Genomic DNA, 26,568 nt, shown 5'->3' with positions numbered 1-26,568 from the left:
CAGTGGGACGGGAGCGTGGCCCGTGGCGGATCAGGCGGTGGACACAGACGGCACGAAGGTGTCGTCGGCGGGGCGGCGCCCGGCTGCCGGGTCCGCTCCTACGGAGGGTCAGTTCCTGGGCCGCACAAGAGAGTTGAAGGAACTCAGGGTCGACATCGAGCGCGCGGGCCTGGACACCCTCGCGGGCCGCAAGACACCCCGCGCGCGCGTGCTGCTCATCGCCGGCAGGCCCGGATCGGGCCGCACCGCGCTCGCCGAGGAGCTCGCACGGCAGGTTGCGGGGAGTTACCCGGACGGGGTGCTGCGCGCCCGGCTCACCGAACCCGACGGCACCCCCGTGCCCACCGAGCGCACCGCGCGGGAACTGCTGAGGACCCTGGAGCTGCCCGCTCCGGCGGGGGCCGCCGCCGACGACCTGAGCGAGGCGGTGCGCGAGGCCCTCGCCACCCGCCGCGTCCTGCTGCTGCTCGACGACGCGGCCGACGCCGAGCAGGTCGACGCGCTGCTCCCGGACACCCCCGAGTGCCTGGTCGTCGCGGTCTCCGGCGGGCCGCTGACCGGCATCGCGGACGTCCGCCCCTGCACCCTGGGCGGCCTGGACACCAAGTCCGCGCTCGAACTGCTCGACCGCTTCACCGGCTCGGTGCGCATCACCGTCGACCCGCTCGCGGCCGAGGGACTGGTCGAGGAGTGCGCCGGTCAGCCCGCCGCGCTGCGCCTCGCGGGAGGCTGGCTCGCCGCCCGCCCCACCTCGGCCGTCGCCGACCTCGCCAAGCAACTGCGCACCGAGGGCGACGAGAGCACCCCGCTCGGCCGCGTCTTCCATCTCGTCTACACCGCGCTGTCCACCACCGCCGCGCGGATACTGCGTCTGCTCTCGCTCGCCCCGGCCGGCCTCATCGACCCGCACACCGCGTCCGCGCTGGCCGGCTGCTCGGTGGACACCGCACGGGCCGCGCTGGACGACTTCGTCGGCTTCGGCCTCGTACGGCCCATCGAGTCGCGGCTGCCGCAGTACGAGGTGCCCGGCTGCCTGCTGCCGCTGCTGCGCTCCCTCGCCGAGAGCCAGGACCGCCCGGCCGAGCTGCAGCTGGCCCGCGCCCGGATGCTGGAGCGGACCGTACGGCTGCTGGTGTCCTGCCGCGCCATCACCGAGACCGACAACGCGCCCGCCCGCGAGAAGCTCGCCGCGCTGCCCCGCGAACTGCGCTTCCCGACCCCCAGGGCGGCCGAGGACTGGCTGCGCATCCGGCAGCCCGCGCTGCTGGCCGCGGCCCGGCTCGCGGTCGCGGACGGGGAGCTGGACACCCTGGCCAGGCGGCTGATGGCCGCGCTGGTGCGGGCGATGGTCGCCCATTTCGGCACCCGGGCCGCGGCGCCCGAGCTGTACGGCATCCACCGCCTCGTCCTCGACGTCGCCGAGCGCCGGGGCCTGCCCCGCGAGAAGGCCGCGGCCCTGCTGAACCTCGCCGACCTGGACGCGCAGACCGGCCGCACGGCCGACGCCCTGGCCCGCTACCGGGCCGCCCTGGACGCCGGACGCGAGGCGAACGACCCGTATGCGACCGGCCGCGCGATGGAATCCGTAGGCGGCGCCCACCAGGAGCTCGGGGACCACGACCGGGCCGCCGACTGGTACGGCAGGGCGCTCGCCCAGCGCCTGGCACGGGACGAGCGGGTGGACGCCGCCCGGCTGTACGGCCGTATCGCCACCGCGCACACCTACGCGGGCCGCTACGGCGAGGCGCTGCGCAACTGGCGCGCCGCCGTCACCGGACACCGCAGGAACGGCGATGTGCCCGCTCAGGCACGGGCGTTGAGCGAGTTGGCGCGCGTCCAGGAGTACGCCGGGCGGCCCGAGGAGTCGCTGCGCACCTGCCACGAGGCGGTCGAGTGGGCGCGCCGCGCCGAGGACCACCGGCTGCAGGCCGCGCTGCAGCTCCGGCTGGCCGACACCCTGGACCGGCTCGGCGACCCCGCCGCGGCGGGACTGCACCGCAAGGCGGCCGAGCGCATGCTGGGTGATGAGCTCCCGGAGAGCGCGACGGCCGTGGAAGGCACAGAAGACACGGAACAAGGTGCTAACGCCTGCGAAATCCGTAGTACATCCGTCGAAGATTGATGCATTGAAAGGCTAGACAGAGAGAACCCCTTCATTAGACTGGCTCCGCCGCGTTCTTTCGTGGTGTCTCCCGGTGCGCCCCCGTGTATCCGGGTATGACATGCATTGCCCCGGCTTGCATCGCCCCGGCCGTGCATAGCCCCAGAACCCTCTGAGCCAAGGACCGTGATCGACGTGAAGGTCGGCATCCCCCGCGAGGTCAAGAACAACGAGTTCCGGGTGGCCATCACCCCCGCCGGTGTGCACGAGCTGGTGCGCAACGGCCACCAGGTCGTCGTCGAGCGGAACGCCGGTGTCGGCTCCTCGATCACGGACGACGAGTACGTTTCCGCCGGTGCGCAGATCCTGCAGACCGCCGACGAGGTCTGGGCCGCCGCCGACCTGCTGCTGAAGGTCAAGGAGCCCATCGCGGAGGAGTACCACCGCCTCCGCAAGGACCAGACCCTCTTCACCTACCTGCACCTGGCCGCGTCCAAGGAGTGCACGGACGCGCTCCTGGAGTCCGGCACCACGGCGATCGCGTACGAGACGGTCGAGCTGCCGAGCCGCGCGCTGCCGCTGCTCGCCCCGATGTCCGAGGTCGCGGGCCGCCTCGCCCCCCAGGTCGGCGCCTACCACCTGATGGCCGCCAACGGCGGACGCGGTGTGCTGCCCGGCGGTGTCCCCGGTGTGCTGCCCGCCAAGGCGGTCGTCATCGGCGGCGGTGTCTCCGGCTGGAACGCCGCGCAGATCGCCATCGGCATGGGCTTCCAGGTGACCCTGCTCGACCGTGACATCAACAAGCTCAAGGAGGCGGACAAGATCTTCGGCACGAAGATCCAGACCGTCGTCTCCAACGCCTTCGAGCTCGAGAAGGCCTGCCTCGAGGCCGACCTCGTCATCGGTGCGGTCCTCATCCCCGGTGCCAAGGCCCCGAAGCTCGTCACCAACGAGCTGGTCTCCCGGATGAAGGCGGGAAGTGTTCTTGTCGACATCGCGATCGACCAGGGCGGCTGCTTCGAGGACTCCCGTCCGACCACGCACGCCGAGCCGACCTTCCCGGTCCACAACTCGGTCTTCTACTGCGTCGCCAACATGCCCGGCGCCGTGCCCAACACCTCCACGTACGCGCTGACCAACGCCACGCTGCCGTACATCGTGGAACTGGCCAACCGCGGCTGGGTCGAGGCGCTGCGCCGCGACCCCGCGCTGGCCAAGGGCCTCAACACGCACGACGGCAAGGTCGTGTACCGGGAGGTCGCGGAGGCGCTCGGCCTGGAGCACGTCGAGCTGGAGTCCCTGCTCGGCTGAGACACCGAAGGGTGACCGGCCGCGTGGCCGGCTGACCCATCGATCGGCAAAAGGCGATACGTCAACACAGGTCGTCAACGCCCCGTACCCGGCCGGACCTTGCCCAGCGAGGTCCGGCCGGGTGTGTGTCGGGTCACTTTGCGACACTCGTTCAACTCGCCACGAACGTAACCCTTTAACCGATTCGCACACCCGTGAAACCTGCTGTGCGACGGCCTTACGCCCTTGACAGAGGGGTGTTCGGTTGCCGACACATCGGGTCGGGTCCGGCGGATTGTGTTGCTGCGGACCGGTGACACGCCATAGAGTCGCCAACCGTCGGCATGGTGCCACGCTGACCTATCTAGAAGTTTCCTGGTCACCAAGGAGGTAAGACGACTTGTGAATGAGTCGACATTTACTCCCGGGGGTGGTCAACCAGGAATGCCGGCGCGGGGCCAGGGCCCCACGGGGCTCGAGGCTGTCGGCTCCGTCGCTGTCCGAACCTTCGCAGCGCAAAAGAGTCCCCGGATGACTCAGACAGCACACCAGAGCATGGATGGCCATCACGTGAACGCCATGGCCGGCAACGGAAGTGGCGGGAACCACACCCACTTCGCCGACTACGACGAACTGCCCGAGGGGCACTTCTACGACCCCGACGCCGAGTACGAGCCCGATCCGGAGTACGCGGCCACGCTCGCGCCCGACGCGGCCCGTCAGCGCCGTGAGCGCGTCGGACCGACCGGACGCCCGCTGCCCTACTTCCCGATCCCGGGTCCGCTGACCAGCCACGGCCCCGCGACGATCATCGCGATGTGCAACCAGAAGGGCGGCGTCGGCAAGACGACGTCGACCATCAACCTGGGCGCCGCGCTCGCGGAGTACGGACGCCGGGTCCTGCTCGTCGACTTCGACCCGCAGGGCGCGCTCTCCGTGGGCCTCGGCGTCAACCCCATGGAGCTCGACCTCACCGTCTACAACCTGCTCATGGAGCGGGGCATGGCGGCCGACGAGGTGCTCCTGAAGACGGCGGTCCCGAACATGGACCTGCTGCCCAGCAACATCGACCTGTCCGCCGCCGAGGTGCAGTTGGTGTCCGAGGTCGCGCGCGAGTCCACGCTCCAGCGCGCGCTGAAGCCGCTGATGGCCGACTACGACTACATCGTGATCGACTGTCAGCCCTCGCTCGGCCTGCTCACCGTCAACGCCCTCACGGCGGCCCACAAGGTGATCGTGCCGCTCGAGTGCGAGTTCTTCGCCCTGCGTGGTGTCGCGCTGCTCACCGAGACCATCGAGAAGGTCCAGGAGCGGCTCAACCCCGAGCTGGAGCTCGACGGCATCCTCGCCACGATGTACGACTCCCGCACGGTGCACAGCCGTGAGGTGCTCGCGCGCGTGGTCGAGGCGTTCGACGATCACGTCTACCACACGGTGATCGGCCGGACCGTCCGCTTCCCGGAGACCACCGTCGCCGGTGAGCCGATCACCACGTACGCCTCCAACTCCGTCGGTGCCGCCGCCTATCGCCAGCTCGCCAGGGAGGTGCTCGCCCGGTGTCACGCCGAGTGAGTCTGCCGGGGGCCGACGAACTGTTCCGTACCACCGGGGGCATGGCGCTCCAGTCATCCACCCCCACCCGCCGGACCAACGGCGAGGCCCGGGTACCGGCTCCGGCCGGTGAGAGCGACCCGGCCGCCGTAGCGGAGGACGCGCCGCAGTCGGTGCCCGTGCAGGGCGGTGACGGCGAGGGCGACGAACACGTCGCGGCGGACGCCGAGGCGGACGCGGGAGAGTCCCGCAGCAGGGGTACGGCCCCGGAGCGCTCGGCGCGGCGCCAGGCGACGCAGGAGGGCGCCGGCGGGCAGGCCGCCCGCGGCAACAAGCGCTCCCGCGCCGCCAACCGGCGGCCCAGCGGGCGGGAGCGGCACGACGAGAAGATCACGGTGTACGTGTCCGCCGAGGAGCTCATGGACCTCGAGCACGCCCGGCTGGTGCTCCGCGGGGAGCACGGGCTCGCGGTCGACCGCGGCCGGATCGTCCGCGAGGCGGTCGCCGTCGTACTCGCCGATCTTGAATCCCGCGGGGACGCGAGCATCCTCGTACGACGGCTTCGCGGGCGGTAGCGGTAGCCTGCGACGGCTATGACCTCGAACGACACCTCTGTCCCCGCCGGCTCCGGCGGCCGTCGTCGTGTCCTGGGGCGGGGCCCCGGCGCGACGCCGGTCCCGACGGAGGAGCGGGACGGGCGGCCCGAGGAGCGCGTCGAGCCCGCCGAGGAGCCGACGGTCGACGGGCGAGCCGAGTCGGTGGAGGAGCCGGTCGAGGAGCCCGTAGAGGCCGCCACGGAGACGGCGCCCGAGCTTCCGGCGGATACGGCTCCCGAGCCTCCGGCAGGGGACCCTCCGGCGGACACGGCGCTTGAGTCTTCGACAGCGGGCCCTCCGGCGGACACGGCGCTTGAGCCCTCGGCCGGGCCTCCGGCGCAGGCCGAGGCCGGTGACGGGGTCTTCAAGGTGCGGCTCGCGAACTTCGAGGGGCCGTTCGACCTGCTGCTCCAGTTGATCTCGAAGCACAAGCTCGATGTCACCGAAGTGGCGCTGTCCAAGGTCACCGACGAGTTCATGGCGCACATCAGGGCGATGGGGCCCGACTGGGACCTCGACCAGACGACCGAGTTCCTGGTCGTCGCGGCGACGCTGCTCGATCTGAAGGCCGCCCGGCTGCTCCCGGCCGCCGAGGTCGAGGACGAGGCGGATCTGGCGCTGCTGGAGGCCCGGGACCTGCTGTTCGCGCGGCTGCTCCAGTACCGCGCCTACAAGCAGATCGCGGACATCTTCAACGCCCGGCTGGAGGAAGAGGGCCGCCGCTACCCGCGTACCGTCGGGCTCGAAGCCCATCACGCCGAGCTGCTGCCCGAGGTGGTCATCAGCATCGGGGCGGAAGGATTCGCCAGGCTCGCCGTGAAGGCGATGCAGCCCAAGCCCAAGCCGCAGGTGTACGTCGACCACATCCACGCCCCGCTGGTGAGCGTGCAGGAGCAGGCCGGGATCGTGGTGGCGCGGCTGCGGGAGCTCGGGGAGGCCAGTTTCCGCGCCCTCGTCGAGGACACCCAGGACACCCTCACCGTCGTGGCCCGGTTCCTGGCCCTGCTGGAGCTCTACCGCGAGAAGGCCGTCGCCCTCGACCAGGAGGAGGCCCTCGGGGAGCTCATGGTGCGCTGGACGGGCGGTGACGGCGACGGCCAGCCGAGGGTGACGGACGAGTTCGACCGCCCGCCGGAGGTGGCCAAGGACGACCGGGCCAAGGACGGCGACACCAAGGACGACAAGATCAAGGACGGCGCCAAGGAGGAGAAGGCGTGAGCCAGGAGAGCAGCGACGTCCCGGCGGGCCTGCGTACCGTCGCCGACCTCGATCTGAAGCCCGCCCTGGAGGCCGTCCTCATGGTCGTGGACGAGCCCGCGACCGAGGAGCACCTCGCGAAGATCCTGGAGCGGCCCAAACGGCAGATCAAGGACGCGCTGCGGGAGCTGGCCGACGAGTACACCGTCCAGGGCCGCGGTTTCGAGCTGCGGCTCATCGCGGGCGGCTGGCGTTTCTACACCCGGCCCGAGTACGCGGCGGCCGTCGAACGCTTCGTCCTCGACGGGCAGCAGGCCCGGCTCACCCAGGCGGCTCTTGAGACCCTGGCGGTCGTCGCCTACCGCCAGCCGGTCAGCCGATCGCGGGTCTCGGCGGTCCGCGGAGTGAACTGCGACGGTGTGATGCGCACCCTGTTGCAGCGCGGTCTGGTCGAGGAGGCGGGCACGGAACCCGAAACAGGTGCGATCCTGTACGTGACGACGAACTACTTCCTGGAGCGAATGGGCCTGCGCGGTCTGGACGAGCTCCCGGAGCTCGCGCCCTTCCTCCCCGAGGCGGACGCGATCGAGGCCGAGACGCTGGAAGGGGTCCCGTCGTTCGATCCGGATGCACCGGATGCAGATGCAGACGACACGACGACGACGGAACTTTGATGCGAAGCAGTGGCAGTGGCAGTGGCAGGAACAGCGGGCGCGGCAACCCGCGCGGGACCGGTGGAGGAGGTAATCCCCGCGGGACCGGCGGAGGCGGCAACCCGCGCGGGACCGGCGGGAGCGGCAACCCCCGGGGCGCCGGTGGGGGCGGCTCCCAGCCGAGGAGCGCGGGAGGGCGCGACGACAGGCCGAAGCGCGCCGGCAAGCCCCGCCCCGAGGAGCGCCGCTACGACGTAGGCCCCGCCGCGTCCCACGAAGGCCCGAAGTCCGGGCGCGGCAACGCGGCCCGCGGCGGCGCCAAGGGCGGCCCCAAGCAGGGCCAGCAGCGCGGCGGCCGTACGGAGCCCGCGCGTTCCCGCGAGTACGAGACGCGGGCCGAGGAGCGCAACCGGGACCGGTATGCGGGCAAGCCCGACGTCAAGCTGCCCAAGACCTTCCCGGGCGCCGAGGAGGAGGGCGAGCGCCTGCAGAAGGTGCTCGCGCGCGCGGGCTACGGCTCCCGGCGTTCCTGCGAGGAGCTGATCGAGCAGGCCAGGGTCGAGGTCAACGGCGAGATCGTCCTCGAGCAGGGTCTGCGCGTCGACCCGGAGAACGACGAGATCAAGGTCGACGGACTGACCGTGGCCACGCAGTCGTACCAGTTCTTCTCGCTGAACAAGCCCGCCGGTGTGGTCTCGACCATGGAGGACACGGAGGGCCGGCAGTGCCTCGGTGACTACGTGACGAACCGCGAGACGCGGCTCTTCCACGTCGGGCGGCTCGACACCGAGACCGAGGGCGTCATCCTGCTCACCAACCACGGCGAGCTGGCGCACCGGCTGACCCACCCCAAGTACGGCGTGAAGAAGGTCTACCTCGCGCACATCGTGGGTCCCATCCCGCGCGACCTGGGCAAGCGGCTCAAGGACGGCATCCAGCTGGAGGACGGGTACGCCAAGGCGGACCACTTCCGCGTCGTCGAGCAGACCGGCAAGAACTACCTCGTCGAGGTGACCCTGCACGAGGGCCGCAAGCACATCGTGCGCCGCATGCTCGCGGAGGCCGGCTTCCCGGTCGACAAGCTCGTGCGCGTGGCCTTCGGTCCGATCACCCTGGGCGACCAGAAGTCGGGCTGGCTGCGCCGCCTGTCGAACACCGAGGTCGGGATGCTCATGCAGGAGGTCGATCTCTAGGCCCCCGCCCGGCGGCCCTGGAGGGCGCTGTGCGCCCTCCGCCCGCCTTCACCGCCCTTCGGGAGCGCGAAGGGCTCCGACGCGCTCCAGGGGCCGCTGAGGGCTTCTGTCACGGATGTGCCGAGAACACAGATGTGCCGAGCCGAGAACACGGATGTGCCGAGAACCGCGCCCGAGGTCTTGTAGGGCGCGGTTCGGCTTTTTATAGTCGTACTGACTATTACTCGTACTGGCCATTGCTCGTGCCGGCCGGTACCGGCCACGACTCGTGCGGAACCGGGGGCGGGTGACTTGCGCGCAAAGGGAGGCCTCGCTCCCGAGGGCTACGACAAGTACGCCTTCGAACCCTTCGCCGTCACCGTCGACCTCGCCGTCCTGACCGTCCGCGCGGGCGAACTCGAGGTGCTGCTCGTCGAACGAGGGCAGGAACCGTACGCCGGCCGCTGGGCACTGCCCGGCGGCTTCGTGCTGCCGACGGAATCCGCGGAGACGGCCGCCCGGCGCGTACTCGCCGTCGAGACCGGCATCCGGGACCTCTCCCGCCTCCACCTGGAACAGCTGCGGACCTACAGCGAACCCGACCGCGACCCGAGAATGCGGGTCGTCTCCGTCGCGTTCGCCGCGCTGCTCCCCGACCCTCCCGAGCCGCACGGCGGCGGTGACGCGGCACAGGCCCGCTGGCTGCCGTACGGCTCGGTCGGTCCGCTCGCCTTCGACCACGACCGCATCCTCGCCGACGCCCACGAACGTGTCGGCGCCAAGCTCGAGTACACCTGTCTCGCCACGTCCTTCTGCCAGCCCGAGTTCACCCTCGGTGAGCTGCAGCGGATCTACGAGACGGTGTGGGGCGCCGTCCTCGACCGGCCCAACTTCCGGCGCAAGGTCCTCGCCACGCCCGGGTTCGTCGCACCGGTCCCGGGGGCCGCACGCCTCACCGGAGGCCGCGGCAAACCCGCCGCGCTCTACCGCGCGGGCGGCGCCACCGCCCTGCAGCCACCCCTGCTGCGTCCCCCTTCGGAAGGACGGCCCTCATGACCACCACCCCGACGCTCGCGAAGCACGCCGCCAGCGGATCCCTGCTCGGCCTCGCCCTCGGCGACGCGCTGGGCTTCCCGACCGAGTTCAGCGACATCCCCTCGATCCTGGCCAAGTTCGGCCCCTGGCGGGAGATGAAGCTGCCGCGGCCCGCGATCGTCACGGACGACACGCAGATGACGCTGGCGCTGGGGCGGGGGCTGCGTACGGCGATGGACCGCGGGCTGCTCACACCGCTGCGGATGGAACGGCCGGTGCGCGAGGAGTTCGTGGACTGGTACCAGTCGCCCGACAACAACCGCGCGCCCGGCCGCACCTGCCTCGTGGCCTGCAACCTCCTGAAGACCGAGGGCCGGCCCTGGCAGGAGGCCAGCCAGATCGACTCCAAGGGGTGCGGGGCCAACATGCGGGTGGCGCCGGTCGGGCTTGTACGGGGGCTGAGCGAGGAACAGCGTTCGGGCGCCGCGCAGTTGCAGGCCGCGCTCACCCACGGCCATCCCACCGCGCTCGCCGCCTCGGACCTCACCGCCCACGCCGTGTGGCTCCTGGCCGGAGGCGCCGAGCCGACCGAACTGATCGGCCTCCTGCGCTCGTACGCCCGGGAGAACCGCGGCCGCTACCTCTCCCGCTGGCTCGGCGACCTGTGGACCCGCAGCCAGGACCCCACACCGGAGCACTTCATCGAACGCGGCTGGGACGAGTGCCTGGAGGTTCTCGACCGCCTTCAGGACGCCGTGCGCACCGCCTCGCCCGAGAGCGACCCGTGCCTGGCCACCGGCGCGGGCTGGATCGCCGAGGAGGCGCTCGCCACCGGACTGCTCTGCTTCCTGCAGTTCGTCGACGAGCCCGTCACCGCGCTGCGCCGCGCGGCCTGCACCTCCGGCGACTCCGACTCCATCGCCTGTCTGACGGGCGCGTTCGCAGGCGCCCACCACGGCTCCGACGCCTGGCCTACGGAGTGGGCCGACCGCATCGAGTACCAGAGCGACCTCATGTCGCTGGGGGCGCTCTGGGATGCCTGAGAGGCGGCTCTGGGATGCTTGGGCGATGATCGACGACGTCCTGGACATCGACCTCGCGGGTGTGGTGGCCGAGCAGCCCGACCCGGTGCTGTTCGCCACCGTCTCCGGGGCGCATCTGTACGGCTTCCCGTCACGCGACTCGGATGTCGACCTGCGGGGTGTGCACCTGTTGCCGACGGCCGAACTGGTCGGCCTGCGCGAGCCGGACGAGACCCGGTCGCGGATGTGGGACCGGGACGGCGTCGAGATGGACCTCGTCACCCACGACCTGCGCAAGTTCGTACGGCTGATGCTGCGGCGCAACGGCTATGTGCTGGAGCAGCTGCTCTCGCCCCTGGTCGTGCACACCGGGGAGGCGCACCGCGAGCTGGTCTCGCTCGCCCCGGGAGTCCTCACCCCTCACCACGCCCACCACTACCGGGGTTTCGCGACGACCCAGTGGCGGCTTTTCGAGAAGACCGGTGAACTCAAGCCGCTGCTCTACACGTTCCGGGTGCTGCTCACCGGCATTCATCTGATGCGCAGCGGTGAGGTGCAGGCCGATCTGCGCACGCTGGTCGCGGAGGTCGGGGAGGCTCCCGGGTATCTGCCCGACCTGATCGCGGCGAAGGCGGAGCGGGAGCACGGGGACGCGGACGTCGACCACGCGCGTGTGGCGGCCGACGTGGAGCGGTTGCACGGCGTGCTGGACCTGGCGCAGGACGCCTCAGCGCTGCCGGACGCTCCGTCCGCGTACGAGGCCCTGCACGCGTTCGTCGTCCGGGTCCGGCTGGAGGGTGCGGGGGGCTTCGGAGTCCGCGCGGAGGGCTGAGGCGCGGCGGGTGCGCAGGAGGAAGTCCTCGACGCGGGCGTGGTCCGGTTCCGCGGGCAGGGGGCTGTGGACGGCCGCCTCGTCCGTCTCGGTCGCCAGCCGGGACATCCAGGCCTCGGCCTCCGGCCACGGGACCTCGCCGCGCTTCACCGCGAGCAGAGCCTCGCGCCGCGGGCCGACGTCGATCGTCAGCGCGCCGGTGCGCAGCAGGTCACGGGAGCTCATGAGGAGGCGCAGGAGGTGCATGGCGTGCTTCCAGCGCGGGGCGCCGTGCTGCCGGACGTCGGCGTCCAGCTTCTTGCGCTGACCCAGCGCGTAGCGGGCGAACGTGTCGTGCACCCGGCGGGAGAGGAACGCCTCGCGCAGGGCGAGGAGTTCGCGACCCGTGTCGTCGACGTACTCGACGAGAGGGGAGTGCAGGCACTCCAGGATGTTCGGGTTGGCGCGCAGCGCGAGGGTGCAGAAGCGCTCCAGTTCCCAGCTGAACTGTTCCTCGGCCGGCCCCTCGACGTGCGTCGGAGGCTTCTCGAAGTGCCAGAAGAGCGGGGTCGGCGCGAGGAACACACCCCGGCGGTCCGTGTCGCTGCCGTCCGTGGCCAGCCCGAAGGCGCGCGAACCCATCACGCAGGAGTAGATCGTGTGGTCGCGCACCAGGGACACCGGGGTCTCGGAATGCATGTCCTGGAGCGTACGTGCCCGCTCACGCCAGGAAGATCGATTTTCCCTTCACCGTGATCTTCTTCGCGGGCAGTGGTCGCGGGGCCGGGCCAGCGACCACCGAGGCGTCGGTGATGCGGTACTTGCTGCCGTGGCAGGGGCAGTCGATGGTGCCGTCGGCGACCTTGTTCACCGTGCAGCCCTGATGGGTGCAGATCGCCGAGAAGGCCTTGAACTCGCCCTTCTTCGGCTGGGTGACCACGACCTTCTGCTCCTTGAAGACCTTGCCGCCGCCGACCGGGATGTCGCTCTTCTCGGCGAGTTCCTTGCCGGCCGAGGGCTTGGAGGAGGCGATCGGGGAGGTGGTCGCGGTGGGGGAGGCCGCCGACGAACTGTTGCTGTCGCCGTACTTGCTGCACCCCGCGAGCAGGAAGGCCGCGCCCGTTCCGAGAACCGTGCGCCGCGCCGGGGGGTTCGTCATGTCGTCACTCCGAACGTACGGAAGAACCAGAGAGCCGACGTCAGCCAGATGGCCGTGAGGACGACGAAGACGAGTCCTCCGACCAGGGGCAGCAGCCAGCCGGGCAGTCGCTCCGAGCGGAGCAAGAGCATTTTGGCACTAAATGCACCGAAGAAGAAGCAACCCAGGAGCGAATGCCACATCACCCGCGGCTCGTACGTCTGATAGCCCAACGCGTACAGGCAGTGCACCGCGACCGGCACCGCCACCAGGAACGCGACCCGCCCCGACCAGCGGTGCAGCGTCGGCGCCCAGCTCGGCCCGGGCAGCTTCCCGTAGACCATGAACGCCGAGACCAACTGGACCAGCGCGAAGGCGAAGGCCGTCGTCGCCAGCCACGACTTCACCGCGCCCGTGCTGCTGAACCCCGCGAGGTTGAAGGCGGTCCCCGCCGGGTGGTGCGTCTTGCCGTAGGCGCCGAGGCCGACCGCGATCGCCGCGGCGACCAGGGCGGGGACGAGATAGCGGGCCGCGCCCGGGCGGCGGTGGGCGGGCGGGGGAGCGGGGAAGCCCTGGGTGGCGGCGTTCGGATCCACGGTCATGTCGGCTCCCGATCAGGAAAGGGCCAGGAAAGGGTTCACGAACGGGTCTTGAAGTGATGGGTCTTGGCGTCACGGGTCTTGAAGTGATGGGTCTTGGAGCCACGGGTCTCGAAGTGACGGGTCTTGGGGCAACGGCTCACGGAGTGACGGGCGAGGCGGTGAGTGTCTGTCCGTCGACCGTCACGGTGGCGGACTCAGGGTCGATCGTCGGCGCCGCCGCGGGCTTGCCGTCCCGGTCGAGGATGCCGACCTGCTTGCCGCCGGGCAGCACGATCCAGCCGCCGTCGAGCTTGGCGCCGCGCACCGTGGCGGTCGCGCGGTAGAGCCCGGACGGCTTGACCGCCTTGTCGGCGGTGAACGCGTAGCGCTGCCCGCCGAGGTCGACGGTGCCGCGGATGCTCCTGCCGTCCTTGAGCGTGCCGTCCAGTTCGGCGCCGTTCTTGCCGGTGAGCTTCATGGTGCCGTCGTCCTTGACGTCGCCCTTCAGCCACGACTCCTTGCTCCGGCCGTCGCAGAAGTACGCGATCGCCTTGCCGCCCCGCAGGGAGACCGCGACCGCGGAGGAGTTGTCGTCGGTGCGGCCCGCGTAGTCGGCGTTCGGCGGCGCGCTCTTCGAAGGGGGCGGGGGGCTCGGCGACGGCGGCGCACTGGTGGGCGGCGGGCTCGCCTGCGGCGTGGCGCCGGGTGAGGTCTCCGGGGACGAGGAGGACGCGTTCTTCGTCCCCGTCGTCGCGTTGAGCGTCAGCATGAACACGGCGAGCAGGAGCCCCGCCAGAAGGGTGAGCAGCGGTCCTGGGCGTTTCATACGGGCCATGCGGGCCTCCCCCGAGGCGAGTCTCCTGCCATGAGAGCGGACCCGTGCCCCGGCGTCCAGAGGCGCACGGGTGTGTTCTCACTACAAGTGGCGGAATAGGGCGATTCAGGTGACATTGGCGAAGGCCCGGGCCTGGCGGTGGCCCGCCCCGGCCGCACTCCCGAAAGACACTCCCCAGACACTCCCCGAAGCCCACTCTCGAAAGGCGTGACCATGGCGGGTAACGATCTCGGCGGCCTGCTCGGCGGTCTCCTCGGCGGAGGCGGCCAGGGCGGTTCCGGCGGTACCGGCGGTTCCGGCGCGGGCAACATCCTCGGCGCGCTGCTCGGCGCCCTGGGCGGCGGCGGTGGCCAGGCGGCCGGCGGCAGTCCCCTGGGCGGTCTGCTGGACATGCTCACCAAGTCGGGCCTGATGGACCAGGCCGAGTCGTGGATCGGGACGGGCGAGAACAAGCCCGTCAGCGGTGAGCAGATCGCCCAGGCCCTGCCCGACAACACCCTCCAGGAGGTCGCCGCACAGGCCGGCGTCAGCCCGCAGGAGGCCGCGGACCAGATCGCCCAGCACCTGCCCCAGGCGGTCGACAAACTGACTCCGAGCGGAGAGCTGCCGCAGCCGGGCGCCTCCCTGGAGGACCTCATCAAGCAGCAGTCGCTCTGAGACGTGCCCCTTTCCGTGCGCGGCGGCCGTCTCGTCAGGCGGGCGCCGCGCACTTGCGCGTTGCGGCCTGACTACGCTGGTGTGACAAGACGAGACACGACGACATACGACGAGCTACGACAGGTACGTAGCTCGGCTAGGCGAGGAGTGACACCGTGGCGGTACGAGCGGTCCGGGGCGCCGTCCAACTGGAACGGGACGAGGCCGGCCACATGGACGAGCAGGTCAGCGAGCTGCTCACCGCCGTCCTGGAGCGCAACGGTCTCACCACCGACGACCTCATCAGCATCTGGTTCACCGCGACGCCCGATCTGCACAGCGACTTCCCGGCCGCCGCCGCCCGCAAGCTCGGCATCGTCGACGTACCGCTGATCTGCGCGCAGGAGCTGGACATCGAGGGTGCGATGCCCCGGGTCGTACGGGTCCTCGCGCACATCGAGTCGGACAAGCCCCGCGCCGACATCGCGCACGTCTACCTGGGTGCCGCGGGCGCGCTGCGCAAGGACATCGCCCAGTGAGAACCGCGCTCGTCATCGGAACCGGGCTGATCGGTACGTCGGCGGCCCTCGCGCTCTCCCAGCGGGGCGTCGTCGTCCACCTCACCGACCACGACCCGGAGCAGGCCCGTACGGCGGCCGCGCTCGGCGCCGGCACCGACGAGGCGCCCGGCGGCCCCGTGGACCTCGCGATCGTGGCGGCCCCGCCGGCGCACGTGGCGGCGACGCTCGCGGACGCCATGCGGCGCGGGGTCGCACGCGGCTACCTCGACGTGGCGAGCGTCAAGGGCGGACCGCGCCGCGAGCTGGAGGCGCTCGGCCTCGACCTCTCCGCGTACATCGGTTCGCACCCCATGTCGGGCCGCGAGAAGTCGGGCCCGCTGGCCGCGACCGGTGACCTCTTCGAAGGCCGCCCCTGGGTCCTCACCCCCACCCGGGACACGGACACCGAGGTCCTGAACCTCGCCCTCGAGCTGGTGTCGCACTGCCGTGCCGTCCCGGTCGTCATGGACGCCGACGCCCACGACCGCGCGGTCGCGCTCGTCTCCCACATGCCGCATCTGGTGTCCAGCATGGTCGCCGCGCGCCTGGAGAACGCGGAGGAGGCGGCGGTACGGCTGTGCGGGCAGGGCATCCGTGACGTGACCCGGATCGCGGCCTCCGACCCCCGGATGTGGATCGACATCCTCTCCGCGAACCCGGGCCCGGTCGCCGACCTCCTCGCGGACGTCTCCGCCGACCTCGACGAGACCGTCCAGGCCCTGCGGGCCCTTCAGTCCTCCGACGAGGCCAAGCGGCGCGTAGGCGCGAGCGGCATCGAGGACGTCCTGCGCCGCGGCAACGCGGGCCAGGTCCGCGTCCCCGGCAAGCACGGTGCCGCGCCACTGACGTACGAGACGGTGGCCGTCCTCATCGACGACCAGCCCGGCCAGCTGGCCCGCATCTTCGCCGACGCGGGGGCCGCCGGGGTCAACATCGAGGACGTACGCATCGAGCACGCGACGGGACAGCAGGCCGGCCTCGTCCAGCTGATGGTGGACCCGAAGGCGGCACCGGTGCTGAGCACGGCACTGCGGGAACGGGGCTGGGCGCTGCGGCAGTAGGGGCAGCGCCGGGCCCAGTGCGGCCTGCCCCGGGGCGGCGGCGGTGCTTCCCCTGCGATGGGCCCGGGAAGGGCCAGTAATGCGGGGTCCGGGGAGACAGTAACCTTGTGTTGGGCGCGATCGTGCCCCGCACAGACCTCCACCCCGCACCAGGAAGGTGTTCCCACCGTGGAAAACGGCGCCGCCCGGCCCGCCCCGGCAGTGATTGTCGCCATCGACGGCCCCTCCGGCACGGGCAAGTCGAGCACCTCCAAGGCCGTGGCCGCGAAGCTGGGCCTCAGCTACCTGGACACGGGCGCGCAGTACCGGGCGATCACCTGGTGGATGGTGACCAACGGCATCGACATCACGGACCCGACCGCGATCGCCGCCGTGGCGGGGAAGCCGGAGATCATCTCCGGGACCGACCCCTCCGCGCCGGCCATCACGGTCGACGGGACCGACGTCGCGGGCCCGATCCGCACCCAGGAGGTCACCTCCAAGGTCAGCGCGGTCAGCGCGGTGCCCGAGGTGCGCGCCCGGATCACCGAGCTGCAGCGTTCGATCGCGGCCGCCGCCGAGCCGGGGATAGTCGTCGAGGGACGCGACATCGGCACCACCGTGCTGCCGGACGCCGATCTGAAGATCTTCCTCACCGCTTCCCCGGAGGCGCGTGCCTCCCGTCGCAGCGGTGAGCTGAAGGGCGCGGACGTCAACAGCACCCGCGAGGCCCTGCTCAAGCGGGACGCCGCCGACTCCAGCCGTAAGACCTCCCCCCTCGCCAAGGCGGACGACGCGGTCGAGGTGGACACCTCCGACCTCACGCTCCAGCAGGTCATCGAGTGCGTCGTCACCCTCGTCGAGGAGAAGCGGGCCGCCAAGTGACCGCACCCTCCGAGAGAGGCGCCGAGGTAGGGCGCCGTATCGGCGTCGGCCTGATGTACGGGCTGTGGAAGCCGCGCGTGCTCGGCGCCTGGAAGGTCCCCGCGACCGGCCCGGCGATCCTGGCCGTGAACCACTCGCACGCCATCGACGGCCCGATGGTCATGGGCGTGGCGCCCCGCCCCACCCACTTCCTGATCAAGAAGGAAGCCTTCATCGGCCCGCTCGACCCCTTCCTCCTCGCCATCGGCCAGGTGAAGGTGGACCGTGCGACCACCGACCGCACCGCCATCACCGACGCCCTCGGCGTCCTGTCGTCCGGTGGCGTGCTCGGGATCTTCCCGGAGGGCACCCGCGGTGAGGGCGACTTCGCCTCGCTGCGTGCCGGACTCGCGTACTTCGCGGTCCGCTCCGGCGCGCCGATCGTCCCCGTGGCGGTGCTGGGAAGTTCAGAGAAGAACAGCCGGTTGACAAAGGCGCTGCCCCCGCTGCGCAGCCGGGTCGACGTCGTCTTCGGCGACCCCTTCGAGGCGGGCGACGGCAGCGGACGGCGTACCCGCAAGGCGCTGGACGAGGCGACCGCCCGCATCCAGAAGCAGCTGAGCGCCCACCTGGACCACGCCAGGCGTCTGACCGGACGCCCGGAAAACGCCGGGCGCCCCACCGGGCACTAGGCGACACTTGAGTAGTGGATCACCCGATATGCGGGTGGTCCACCGATCACCACGATGAACGACGAGGTACGGACTTCATGAACGACCACATCCAGCCCGACGGCTCGGCCGGCCCGGCCGAGCACGAGCACGGGGCGCTTGGCGATGCCGAGTACGCGGAGTTCATGGAGCTCGCCGCGGAAGAGGGCTTCGACATCGAGGACGTCGAGGGCGCGATCGACGAGGCGGGCCACGGCCCGCTGCCCGTCCTCGCCGTCGTCGGCCGGCCCAACGTCGGCAAGTCGACCCTGGTGAACCGGATCATCGGCCGCCGCGAGGCGGTCGTCGAGGACAAGCCCGGCGTCACCCGCGACCGCGTCACCTACGAGGCCGAGTGGGCGGGCCGCCGCTTCAAGCTCGTCGACACCGGCGGCTGGGAGCAGGACGTCCTCGGCATCGACGCGTCCGTGGCCGCGCAGGCCGAGTACGCGATCGAGGCGGCCGACGCGGTCGTCTTCGTCGTCGACGCCAAGGTCGGCGCCACCGACACCGACGAGGCGGTCGTACGCCTTCTCCGCAAGGCCGGCAAGCCCGTCGTCCTGTGCGCCAACAAGGTCGACGGCATGAGCGGCGAGTCCGACGCCTCGTACCTCTGGGCCCTCGGTCTCGGCGAGCCGCACCCCGTGTCCGCGCTGCACGGCCGCGGCACCGGCGACATGCTGGACGCCGTCCTCGAGGCCCTGCCCGAGGCTCCGGCGCAGACCTTCGGCACCGCGGTGGGCGGCCCCCGCCGCATCGCCCTCATCGGCCGCCCGAACGTCGGCAAGTCCTCCCTGCTGAACAAGGTGGCGAACGAGGACCGTGTGGTCGTCAACGAGGTCGCGGGCACCACCCGTGACCCGGTCGACGAGCTCATCGAACTCGGCGGCATCACCTGGAAGTTCGTCGACACGGCGGGCATCCGCAAGCGCGTCCACCTCCAGCAGGGCGCCGACTACTACGCCTCGCTGCGCACCGCCGCCGCCGTCGAGAAGGCCGAGGTCGCGGTCATCCTGATCGACGCGTCCGAGACCATCTCCGTGCAGGACCAGCGCATCGTCACCATGGCCGTCGACGCGGGCCGCGCCATCGTCCTCGCCTTCAACAAGTGGGACACCCTCGACGAGGAGCGCCGCTACTACCTGGAGCGGGAGATCGAGACCGAGCTCGCCCAGGTGGCCTGGGCGCCCCGGGTGAACGTCTCGGCCCGCACCGGCCGTCACATGGAGAAGCTCGTCCCGGCGATCGAGAACGCCCTGGACGGCTGGGAGACCCGCGTCCCGACCGGCCGACTGAACGCCTTCCTCGGCGAGCTGGTCGCCGCCCACCCGCACCCGGTCCGCGGCGGCAAGCAGCCCCGCATCCTTTTCGGAACGCAGGCCGGCACCAAGCCCCCGCGGTTCGTGCTCTTCGCCTCCGGCTTCATCGAGCACGGCTATCGGCGCTTCATCGAGCGCCGGCTGCGCGAGGAGTTCGGCTTCGAGGGGACGCCGATCCACATCTCCGTGCGGGTGCGCGAGAAGCGCGGCACCAAGAAGAAGTGACGTAGCGACAGGTGAGGGGCGGCTCCCATGGGAGCCGCCCCTCACCTGTTCAACCGTTTCCGCTCACAGGCCCCTGCGGGGCGCGGGCGGCAGCGCGGCCGGGATGTGGTGCAGTCCCGTACCGCTCTGGCGCGCCACCGGCTGCCAGACGCCGGTCGTCGACGCGCCGTGACCGTGCTGGGAGCCGCCGTTGCGCGCGGAGTACGCCCCCGCGCTGTAGGAGCTGTACGACGAGGGGTACGAGGATCCGCCGTACGCGCTGGAACCCTGTGTCAGGATCCCGAAAGCCGTGAAGCCGAGCTGGTCCTCGCCGTGGCGGTCGCCGGGCAGGGCCTTGAACGATCTGACCCACTCGGCGTAGAGCGCGTCATAGATCGGCGTGGCCGAGGGGCCGCGCGGAGGATCCTGAGCCGATCGCGCGGCCGGGATCTGCTGGAAGGGCTGGCGGCGGGGGGCGTCGTAGGTGTGCACGTATGTGCCAACGACCCCACGGCCCAACGGATGCGGTCACACCTTTGCTTCCCCCGCCCCGTCAGGGGCGCAAGCCCGTCAGGGGCGCGGGGAACTGCGCGCGCAGCCGCATACGGCCCGCAGCCGACAACACACGCGCAGCCCCGCTCTTCTACGGGCGCGGGGAACTGCGCGCGCAGCCACGCACGACCCGCAGCCGACAACGCACCCCCGCACCCGGCTCGCCCCGGTGGAACGCTCACGTCCCGGCGAGCGGCATCGCGGCCGCCACCAACTTCCCGTTGGCCGCCGCCTTGTCCAGCGCGTCCCGCAGCAGATCCTCCCGCGGCTGCCGCCCGATCGACCCGACCGGCGCCGCGAACAGCAGCACCTGCTGGTGCTTGTTGGCGGCGGCCCGCCAGCTCTCCGCGACCTGGAGCGCCTGGTGCGCCTGCCACCAGGCGACGGGCGACCCTCCCCCGGTGCCCGGCTGGAGCACGGCGTGCAGCTGCCCCATGGCGAGCAGCACGGACCACCCGTGCAGCACCGGCGGCACCGAGCTCAGCTCGGTCACCGGCATGAACCCCTGTTCGATGAGGAGCGGCAGGAAGTCGTCACCGATGTCCGTCGAGCCGGGCCGCACGATGGGCCCCGTGGGCTCGACGACGAGCGCGGGGTGCAACTCGCCGCTGATCAGGATGAGTCCGCTGGTGACGCCGAGCACGGCCTGCTCGGGCACGGCCTGGGCGGGCATGCCGTCGGGGTTGATCGAGCGGACGGCGCCCTGGAGTTGCTCCTCGGTGACCTGGACGACCTGTGAGGGCAGGCAGGTGGCGTGGGCGAAGGCGAGGACGGCGGTCTCGTCGCCGATGAACAGGACGGTGCTGGTGCGCTCCTGTTCCGAGTCGCCCGGGGTGCGGCAGGACGTGCAGTCGTAACTGCCCGGGGCGTTCTCTCCGGCGAGCAGCCGGTCGGCTTCTTCGTCGCCGATCTCGGCGCGTACGTCGTCGCTGACGTCGAGCATGCGCGGCACGGGTGGCTCCTCGGGATGCGGTGCGTGGCGATGCCGGGTGGCTCCCGGCCCATGAATCCGGGGGTCCCGGCTCATGAAGATGACAACGGGCGATCTGTGGCCGGAGTCACGCCCGGGAGCGAACGGAATCGAACCATCCGACGCGCAGGGTGATCACTTGTGCGGAATCTGTTACTCCGAGCCAACTTCGTGTGCGTTCAAGGAAGTTGGTTCCGTGAAGTGGGTCACAGGTCACTTGAGCGGCTGGTCGACAAATCCTGAAATCAGCCTATGAAGTGGGTGGCTGAAAATCGCCGATACCCGCGGTAACTGTGAACTGGCCTCGAATGACATGGAGTTGGTTGATATCGGGCGACCGTCTCCATAGATTTCTCGGCCGTGTGCACAGAGCACCGCTCGGGTACGTCCGCCGGCCGAACCGTACGACTGGTTCGCAGCACCACCTCCGGCGGACGGGGCGGAGCACGACGACCGCGTCCTACGCGCAGGAAGTCGCGCCCCGTCTTGGGGGATCCCGGGTGTTTCGAGAGGGAACTACATGTCCGCATGTGCCGATAACACTCGTAAGGTTCGTACGACACGTACGACGGCGGTCCTCACCGGGGCGGCTCTGCTCGCCCCGCTCGGACTGCTCGCCGCGACCGGCAACGCCGCCGCGGCCGACAGCGGAGTGTGGGACCGCATCGCCAAGTGCGAGAGCGGCGGAAACTGGCACATCAACACCGGCAACGGCTACTACGGAGGACTGCAGTTCTCCGCCGGCACCTGGCGGGCGTACGGCGGTACGGCCTACGCGTCGACCGCCGACAAGGCCTCCAAGGCCGCCCAGATAGCCGTTGCCAGCAAGGTCCAGAACGCACAGGGATGGGGCGCCTGGCCCACCTGTTCGGCGCGGGCCGGAGCGTACGGCAACGCACCCGCGTCCTCGGGCGCCGCGTCGTCCGGAGGGTCGGCCACCACGAAGTCGGCACCCAAGGCGGCCCTCAAGTCGACTTCCAAGTCGACCACCAAGTCGGCCCCCGTACAGGCGTCCGAGGCCCCGGCGCGCGCATCCGGCCACACGAACCGCGCGGCGTCCCGCGGCGACTACACCGTCCGCGGCGGCGACACCCTGAGCGGTATCGCGGAGCGGCACGGCACGACCTGGCGGAAGATCTACGCCGCCAACCGGGCGGTCATCGGCGGTGATCCCGACCTGATCATGCCCGGCCAGCGGCTCGACCTCTGAGCCCCGGCTCCACCCCGCCGCCCCTCCCCGGTCCTCCGACCGGGTGGGGCCCCGGGCGCGGCGGGGCGGACGCGCCCGGTGTGCTGTTTAACGTGACCCGATGCACCTCGAGCCGACGTCATCGCCCCTGTTGAGCAAGCGCATGCGGTACGTGGCCGCGACCGTCGTCGCCACCACCCTGGCCGTCCTCGTTCCCGCGAGGGCGGCCGTCGCGTCCCCGTCCCCGTTCTCCGGCCCGTGGGCGGGGCGGGTGTCGTACAACTGTGCGCGGGACCACTGGCCCTGGGGCTGCCTCGCCAAGTGCGAGAGCGGCGGGCGCTGGCACGCGAACACCGGAAACCACCACTACGGAGGACTGCAGTTCAGGCAGGCCACCTGGGTGGCGTTCGGCGGCCGGAGGTACGCCCCGCGCGCGGATCTGGCCCGGCGGGAGCAACAGATCAAGGTCGCCAAGCTGGTGGTGCGCGCCCAGGGGTGGGGCGCCTGGCCCGTCTGTGCCAAGAGGTACAAACTCCGGGGCCACACACGTGTGATGAACCCCGGTCGGACGTTCTAGGTCTGCCGGCGGCGCACTTCGGCCGCCTCTCCGCTGAACGCGACCGAGCCCCGGCTCAGTTCATGGACGTAGGTCGTGCGGCCCGCCCGTTCGCGCAGACCGGGCGGCAGCCGCTGCTCGGCGACCACCACGCACGCGTCGAGGCGGTCGAGGAGTTCGTACGTGCGGGCCGCGACCGCCGGTGACATGCCCTGCGCGGGCTCGTCGACGAGCACCACACGCGCGTGTGCCAGCAGGGCGCGGGAGAGGGCGAGCATGCGCTGCTCGCCCCCGGAGAGGGTGCCGGCGCGGCGCGGGAGGAGAGGCTTCAACTGCGGGTACGCGTCGAGGGCGGGAGCGACGTCGGGCGCGGTCAGCTCCAGGTGCTCGCGGACCGTGAGCGAGCCGAAGACGGCCCGACGCTCCGGGACCAGGCACAACCCGCGCCGGGCCCGTTCGAAGGCGGGCAGCCGGGTCACGTCCACCCCGTCCCAGACGACGGCGCCGTCGGACAGCGGCACGGTTCCCGCGAGGGCGCGCAGGGCGGTCGTACGGCCCGAGCCGTTGCGGCCGAGCAGCACGGTGAGGCCGGGGCCGGGCGCGACCAGGGTCACGCCGTGCAGGGCCTCCAGAGGGCCGTAGCGCACGCGCGCGTGGCGCAGCGAGATGTTCACCCGCGCCCCCGCTCCAGTACGTGGCCGGCGGGTCCGGAGGTGACGACGCGTCCGGCGGCCATGACATGGACGACGTCGGCGAGGTCGGCGACCAGATCGAGGTCGTGCTCGACGACCAGCAGCGCCGTGCCGTCCCCGGCGAGTGCGCGCAGCACCCGGGCCAGCGCGGTCACTTCGGCGGTGTCCAGGCCCGCGGCGGGCTCGTCGAGCAGCAGCACGTGCGGACTTCCCGCGAGGGCCCGCGCCAGCTCGACCCGTCTGAGCGTCCCGGTCGGCAGTCCCTCGGCGGGCAGTGCGCGGACCGGCCCGTCGAGCCCGAACAGCCGCAACGCCCGTTCCACCGCGGCGGGATCGGCGATCCGGCCCTGCTCCGCCCCCACCTGGACGTTCTCGGCGACCGTCAACGAGGGGAAGACGGCCAGCTGCTGGAAGGTCCGCGCGATGCCGAGCCGGGTCCGGGCGTGCGCCGCGAGCCGGGTGATGTCCCGTTCGCCGAACAGTACCCGGCCGCGCGAGGGCCGGAGCGTTCCGGCGAGGCAGTGGAACAGGGTGCTCTTGCCGGCCCCGTTGGGCCCCACGACAGCGGTGACCCACCCCGGCCGGACCTCGAGATCGACCCCGTCGAGCGCGGTGAACCCGTCGTAGGCGACCCGTATCCCTCGGGCGAACAGAGATCCGGGCGTCGGCACGGCCGGAGTGCGGGGAGCGCTCGGCCCGCGTGACGTCGTGCCCCGCCCGGATGTCGCGGATCGCGGACCTGCGGCCGTCCTCGTGGGTCCGTCGGGACCCGGGCGGTCACCGGCGCCCGGTGGCGCTGCGGCGGGTTCCGGTTCGGTGCCGTCCGGCCGTCCGGCGGCGGGCGGGCGGCCGGTGGGCCCCGTCTCCACCGGCCGCAGCCGTCGCCGCACCCGCGCCCCCAGCGCGGTCGGCGTCGCCCTGCGGCGCGGCCGGAGCCGGGACGTCGCCGTGCGCAGGGCCTCGTACGGGCCACCGGGGAACCGGCCGACGAACACGGCGAGGACTCCGATCAGCGCCGCGGCGACCCCGCCGCGCGCCCCCGCGTCGAGCCCCACCAGCAACGCCGCCGCGGCCAGCGCGCCGAGGGCGCTGTCGGCGCCGAGGACCACGACCGCCGCGAACCAGAGCAGCCCGCGCACCGGGTCGTACGCCGTCGCGTCGAAGGCGCGCAGACCCATGCCGAGCATCCCCCCGCCCAGCGCGGCCAGGGCGGCGCCCGCCACGAAGGCCGTCAGCTTCAGCGAAGGGACCCGTACGCCCGCCGCGGAGGCGCCCGACGCGTGGTCGCGCATCGCGGCCAGAGCGCGGCCCGTACGGCCCCGGCGCAGCGCCCCCGTCGCCAGCAGCGCGGCTGCCAGCAGCCCCAGTTCGAGCACGTAGTACGCGCGGTCGCCGTCGAAGCCCGCCGGGCGGTCCAGGGACAGTCCCGAGGTCGCGTAGGGCTGGGCGAAGACGAAACGGCTGACGCCCACCCCCACGGCGAACGTCGCCAGGGCCAGCGCCAGGCCGTGGCGGCCGATCGCCGGCCAGCCGGTCAGGACGCCGAGCGGGGCGACCAGCACCACCGCCACCGCCAGCGCGGCCAGTTCGGGCAGACGCGGCAGGCCGGGGAAGCGGCCGGCGGCCAGCAGCGCGGTGAAGAGGGCGCCCAGACCCGCGTACGCCGCCTGCCCGAGGGAGATCTGACCGCCGCGGCCGGTCACCACGACCAGGGACAGGAGCACCACACCCAGCGCGGGCACCTGCACCGACGTGTGCAGGTCCGAGCCCGCGAGGCCGAGCGGCAGCAGGAACAGCACGACCGCGACGATCCACGCGCCCGGGGGCGTCGCCACCCGGGCCGTCGCCGTGCGTGGCAGGGCGTCCCGGTCGCCGATCCCCGGCAGGACGAGCGCCGCGACCAACAGGGCCACCACGAACAGGTTCGCGCCCACCGCCTGGAGCAGTGGCTCCGCCCAGCCCGCCGGATGCAGCCGCGTCAGCTGACTCTGCGCGACCCCGAGACCCAGCGCCACCACGACGGCCACCGGCAGGCTGCGCATCCGGGCGGCGACGGCCACCGCCATCACCTCCATGACGAGCAACGGCATGCCGTACGGATCGAGACGTACGTACGGCGCCAGGAGCACGCCCGTCAGGCCCGCCGTGAAGGAGCCGAACGCCCAGCCCGCGGCGGCCACCCGGTCCGCGTCGATGCCGCCGAGCACGGCGAGCGAGCGGTCGTCGACCACGGCCCGCAGTTCCGTGCCGAAGCGCGTCCAGCGCGTCACGCCCCCCACCCCGACCGCCAGTGCGACGGCGACCGCCAACTGCCCCCACGGGTCCGCCGAAACCAGCGTCGGCGCGTCCGCGCGCGCCCCGGTGCCCCACACCAACGCGGCCCCGCCGACCAGCAGCACGAAGACGCCGAGAGACGCGACCAGCGTCTGCGCCGGGTCGCCGCCGAGGACGGACAGGGGACGGAAGACGAACCGTTCCAGCGCCACGCCGATCGCGGGGGCCACCAACAGCAGCGTCACCGCGGCACCGAGCGCGAGCGGCCAGCCCCACACCACCGTGAACTGCCGCAGCAGATAGGCGCACACCATCGCGATCGCGCCGTGCGCGAAGTTCAGCACCCCGGTCGCCCGGTGGGTGACGACCAGCCCGATCCCGGTGAGCGCCGCCGCGCCGCCGACCGAGAGCCCGGCCAGCGTGAGGTCGTAGGTCAGGGAACCGCTCATCACCGCTCCGGCGCGGGCGACCGCTCGGCCGCGGGCGGCTCACAGATCGGGCACGGGCCCAACTCCCCGCTCGCCAGCACCCGCGAGTCCACCGGCACGGCGGCGGGCTTCCCCGCGACCAGCGGGCAGTCCGCGCGGTGCCACAGCGTGCCCCCGGGGACCATCAGCAGCTCCCCGCTGACGGCGAGCGGCGCCACGGCGGCCTGTTCGGACCGCTCCGCGTCGGTGGGCTCGGCCGCCACCAGCAGCCCGTACAACTCCTCGACACGCGCCACCGCCAGGGCGCTCCTGCCGTGCGTGAGCAGCACCGCGCCCGCGACGATCAACGCGGCCCCGGGAACCGTGCACGACGCCAGGAAGGGCAACTGCCGTTCCGCGTACCGCTCGCCCGAGACGCCGTACCAGCCGATGACGCACAACACCGCCCCGGCGGCGAGGGCGGCGCAGCCGGCCCATAGGACGGGGTGCACGGTCCGCAGTCGAGATGTCCGCATCCTGGCTCCCAGACGTCGTGTGTCTGTCTGTCTTCCAAGTCCGCCAATGGACTTGCACTATGCCTTCTGGAAGCTGA

At 71.9% G+C, this 26,568-nt stretch carries 26 protein-coding genes and 1 pseudogene; 18 read left to right on the top strand and 9 right to left on the bottom strand.

Going from position 1 to position 26,568, the window contains the following annotated elements:
• Positions 1 to 22 precede the first annotated feature (22 nt).
• The 10 genes from FNV62_RS14365 (at position 23) to FNV62_RS14320 (ending at position 11,449) form a co-directional block, all read left to right on the top strand.
• Positions 23 to 2,122, top strand: coding sequence for a tetratricopeptide repeat protein (locus FNV62_RS14365; RefSeq protein ID WP_144315263.1), 2,100 nt, complete (start codon positions 23 to 25; stop codon positions 2,120 to 2,122).
• Positions 2,123 to 2,287: 165 nt separating this feature from the next.
• Positions 2,288 to 3,412 carry an alanine dehydrogenase gene (ald, locus tag FNV62_RS14360; RefSeq protein ID WP_060902235.1) on the top strand — a complete coding sequence of 375 codons (1,125 nt, stop codon included), beginning with the start codon at positions 2,288 to 2,290 and terminating at the stop codon, positions 3,410 to 3,412.
• 423 nt (positions 3,413 to 3,835) lie between these two features.
• Positions 3,836 to 4,963: a ParA family protein gene (locus FNV62_RS14355; RefSeq protein ID WP_075027827.1), complete on the top strand. Its 1,128-nt coding sequence runs from the start codon at positions 3,836 to 3,838 to the stop codon at positions 4,961 to 4,963.
• Entirely contained in the window at positions 4,948 to 5,517 is a 570-nt protein-coding gene (locus FNV62_RS14350; protein ID WP_143601231.1) for a hypothetical protein, read from the top strand. The genes FNV62_RS14355 and FNV62_RS14350 overlap by 16 nt, the downstream gene beginning before the upstream one ends.
• Before the next feature lie 18 nt (positions 5,518 to 5,535).
• Positions 5,536 to 6,756: a segregation and condensation protein A gene (locus FNV62_RS14345; RefSeq protein WP_097284082.1), complete on the top strand. Its 1,221-nt coding sequence runs from the start codon at positions 5,536 to 5,538 to the stop codon at positions 6,754 to 6,756.
• Positions 6,753 to 7,409, top strand: a complete 657-nt coding sequence (gene scpB, locus FNV62_RS14340; protein WP_054234465.1) for an SMC-Scp complex subunit ScpB — start codon at positions 6,753 to 6,755, stop codon at positions 7,407 to 7,409. The genes FNV62_RS14345 and scpB overlap by 4 nt, the downstream gene beginning before the upstream one ends.
• Positions 7,409 to 8,581 (top strand): pseudouridine synthase, encoded by a 1,173-nt coding sequence (locus FNV62_RS14335; RefSeq protein WP_054234464.1) that lies wholly within the window; start codon positions 7,409 to 7,411, stop codon positions 8,579 to 8,581. Before scpB ends, FNV62_RS14335 begins: the two co-directional genes overlap by 1 nt.
• A gap of 291 nt (positions 8,582 to 8,872) precedes the next feature.
• Positions 8,873 to 9,616, top strand: coding sequence for an NUDIX hydrolase (locus FNV62_RS14330; protein ID WP_060902240.1), 744 nt, complete (start codon positions 8,873 to 8,875; stop codon positions 9,614 to 9,616).
• Complete coding sequence (locus FNV62_RS14325) at positions 9,613 to 10,638, top strand: ADP-ribosylglycohydrolase family protein (RefSeq protein WP_143601229.1); 1,026 nt, start codon at positions 9,613 to 9,615, stop codon at positions 10,636 to 10,638. Before FNV62_RS14330 ends, FNV62_RS14325 begins: the two co-directional genes overlap by 4 nt.
• Before the next feature lie 25 nt (positions 10,639 to 10,663).
• Complete coding sequence (locus tag FNV62_RS14320; protein ID WP_373559467.1) at positions 10,664 to 11,449, top strand: DNA polymerase beta superfamily protein; 786 nt, start codon at positions 10,664 to 10,666, stop codon at positions 11,447 to 11,449.
• Here the strand turns inward: FNV62_RS14320 and FNV62_RS14315 are convergent.
• From FNV62_RS14315 to FNV62_RS14300, 4 genes and pseudogenes are all read right to left on the bottom strand, one after another.
• A pseudogene (locus FNV62_RS14315) lies at positions 11,345 to 12,130 on the bottom strand (DNA polymerase beta superfamily protein); the annotation flags it as partial. The gene FNV62_RS14320 and the pseudogene FNV62_RS14315 sit on opposite strands and share 105 nt — an antisense overlap.
• 19 nt (positions 12,131 to 12,149) lie before the next feature.
• Positions 12,150 to 12,587, bottom strand: coding sequence for a Rieske (2Fe-2S) protein (locus FNV62_RS14310; protein ID WP_054234462.1), 438 nt, complete (start codon positions 12,585 to 12,587; stop codon positions 12,150 to 12,152).
• Positions 12,584 to 13,168, bottom strand: coding sequence for a DUF6529 family protein (locus tag FNV62_RS14305; protein WP_054234461.1), 585 nt, complete (start codon positions 13,166 to 13,168; stop codon positions 12,584 to 12,586). The genes FNV62_RS14310 and FNV62_RS14305 overlap by 4 nt, the downstream gene beginning before the upstream one ends.
• A 136-nt stretch (positions 13,169 to 13,304) precedes the next feature.
• Complete coding sequence (locus FNV62_RS14300; protein WP_097284079.1) at positions 13,305 to 13,973, bottom strand: hypothetical protein; 669 nt, start codon at positions 13,971 to 13,973, stop codon at positions 13,305 to 13,307.
• A 222-nt stretch (positions 13,974 to 14,195) separates the two neighbouring features.
• Between FNV62_RS14300 and FNV62_RS14295 the strand changes: the two genes are divergently transcribed.
• The 6 genes from FNV62_RS14295 to der all read left to right on the top strand — a co-directional run bounded on the left by FNV62_RS14295 (position 14,196) and on the right by der (position 19,336).
• A complete protein-coding gene (locus tag FNV62_RS14295; RefSeq protein WP_143654787.1) occupies positions 14,196 to 14,639 on the top strand; it encodes a YidB family protein in 444 nt (147 codons plus the stop codon).
• A 155-nt stretch (positions 14,640 to 14,794) separates the two neighbouring features.
• A complete protein-coding gene (aroH, locus tag FNV62_RS14290; RefSeq protein WP_054234458.1) occupies positions 14,795 to 15,157 on the top strand; it encodes a chorismate mutase in 363 nt (120 codons plus the stop codon).
• Complete coding sequence (locus tag FNV62_RS14285; RefSeq protein ID WP_097284077.1) at positions 15,154 to 16,239, top strand: prephenate dehydrogenase; 1,086 nt, start codon at positions 15,154 to 15,156, stop codon at positions 16,237 to 16,239. The genes aroH and FNV62_RS14285 overlap by 4 nt, the downstream gene beginning before the upstream one ends.
• Before the next feature lie 168 nt (positions 16,240 to 16,407).
• Entirely contained in the window at positions 16,408 to 17,103 is a 696-nt protein-coding gene (gene cmk, locus FNV62_RS14280; RefSeq protein ID WP_060902246.1) for a (d)CMP kinase, read from the top strand.
• On the top strand, positions 17,061 to 17,774 hold the full coding sequence (locus tag FNV62_RS14275) for a lysophospholipid acyltransferase family protein (RefSeq protein WP_060902247.1): 714 nt from the start codon (positions 17,061 to 17,063) through the stop codon (positions 17,772 to 17,774). The genes cmk and FNV62_RS14275 overlap by 43 nt, the downstream gene beginning before the upstream one ends.
• Positions 17,775 to 17,851: 77 nt before the next feature.
• Complete coding sequence (gene der, locus FNV62_RS14270) at positions 17,852 to 19,336, top strand: ribosome biogenesis GTPase Der (protein WP_097284076.1); 1,485 nt, start codon at positions 17,852 to 17,854, stop codon at positions 19,334 to 19,336.
• Between the two features lie 63 nt (positions 19,337 to 19,399).
• Here der and FNV62_RS14265 read toward each other — a convergent pair whose 3' ends face one another.
• Together FNV62_RS14265 and FNV62_RS14260 are read right to left on the bottom strand one after the other, a co-directional pair.
• A complete protein-coding gene (locus tag FNV62_RS14265; RefSeq protein WP_060902248.1) occupies positions 19,400 to 19,807 on the bottom strand; it encodes a hypothetical protein in 408 nt (135 codons plus the stop codon).
• 238 nt (positions 19,808 to 20,045) lie between these two features.
• Positions 20,046 to 20,819 (bottom strand): hypothetical protein, encoded by a 774-nt coding sequence (locus FNV62_RS14260; protein WP_097284075.1) that lies wholly within the window; start codon positions 20,817 to 20,819, stop codon positions 20,046 to 20,048.
• Between the two features lie 538 nt (positions 20,820 to 21,357).
• Between FNV62_RS14260 and FNV62_RS14255 the strand changes: the two genes are divergently transcribed.
• Together FNV62_RS14255 and FNV62_RS57070 are read left to right on the top strand one after the other, a co-directional pair.
• On the top strand, positions 21,358 to 22,047 hold the full coding sequence (locus FNV62_RS14255; RefSeq protein WP_144315262.1) for a transglycosylase family protein: 690 nt from the start codon (positions 21,358 to 21,360) through the stop codon (positions 22,045 to 22,047).
• A 100-nt stretch (positions 22,048 to 22,147) separates the two neighbouring features.
• Positions 22,148 to 22,603 carry a transglycosylase family protein gene (locus FNV62_RS57070; protein ID WP_318658465.1) on the top strand — a complete coding sequence of 152 codons (456 nt, stop codon included), beginning with the start codon at positions 22,148 to 22,150 and terminating at the stop codon, positions 22,601 to 22,603.
• Here FNV62_RS57070 and FNV62_RS14245 read toward each other — a convergent pair.
• Genes FNV62_RS14245 through FNV62_RS14235 form a run of 3 tightly spaced genes read right to left on the bottom strand, consistent with a single transcriptional unit; the run spans position 22,600 to position 26,491 of the window.
• Complete coding sequence (locus tag FNV62_RS14245) at positions 22,600 to 23,256, bottom strand: ABC transporter ATP-binding protein (RefSeq protein WP_144315261.1); 657 nt, start codon at positions 23,254 to 23,256, stop codon at positions 22,600 to 22,602. The genes FNV62_RS57070 and FNV62_RS14245 overlap by 4 nt on opposite strands.
• Positions 23,253 to 25,997, bottom strand: a complete 2,745-nt coding sequence (locus FNV62_RS14240; protein ID WP_144315260.1) for an ABC transporter permease subunit — start codon at positions 25,995 to 25,997, stop codon at positions 23,253 to 23,255. Before FNV62_RS14240 ends, FNV62_RS14245 begins: the two co-directional genes overlap by 4 nt.
• Positions 25,997 to 26,491, bottom strand: a complete 495-nt coding sequence (locus FNV62_RS14235; protein ID WP_143612939.1) for a hypothetical protein — start codon at positions 26,489 to 26,491, stop codon at positions 25,997 to 25,999. The genes FNV62_RS14240 and FNV62_RS14235 overlap by 1 nt, the downstream gene beginning before the upstream one ends.
• Positions 26,492 to 26,568 lie beyond the last annotated feature (77 nt).

Origin of the sequence: Streptomyces sp. RLB3-17, assembly GCF_007113425.2 — a bacterium.
Taxonomy (GTDB): domain Bacteria; phylum Actinomycetota; class Actinomycetes; order Streptomycetales; family Streptomycetaceae; genus Streptomyces; species Streptomyces mirabilis_D.
Note: the sequence above shows the minus strand (reverse complement) of the source record. Positions and strands in the feature narration are given on the sequence as shown.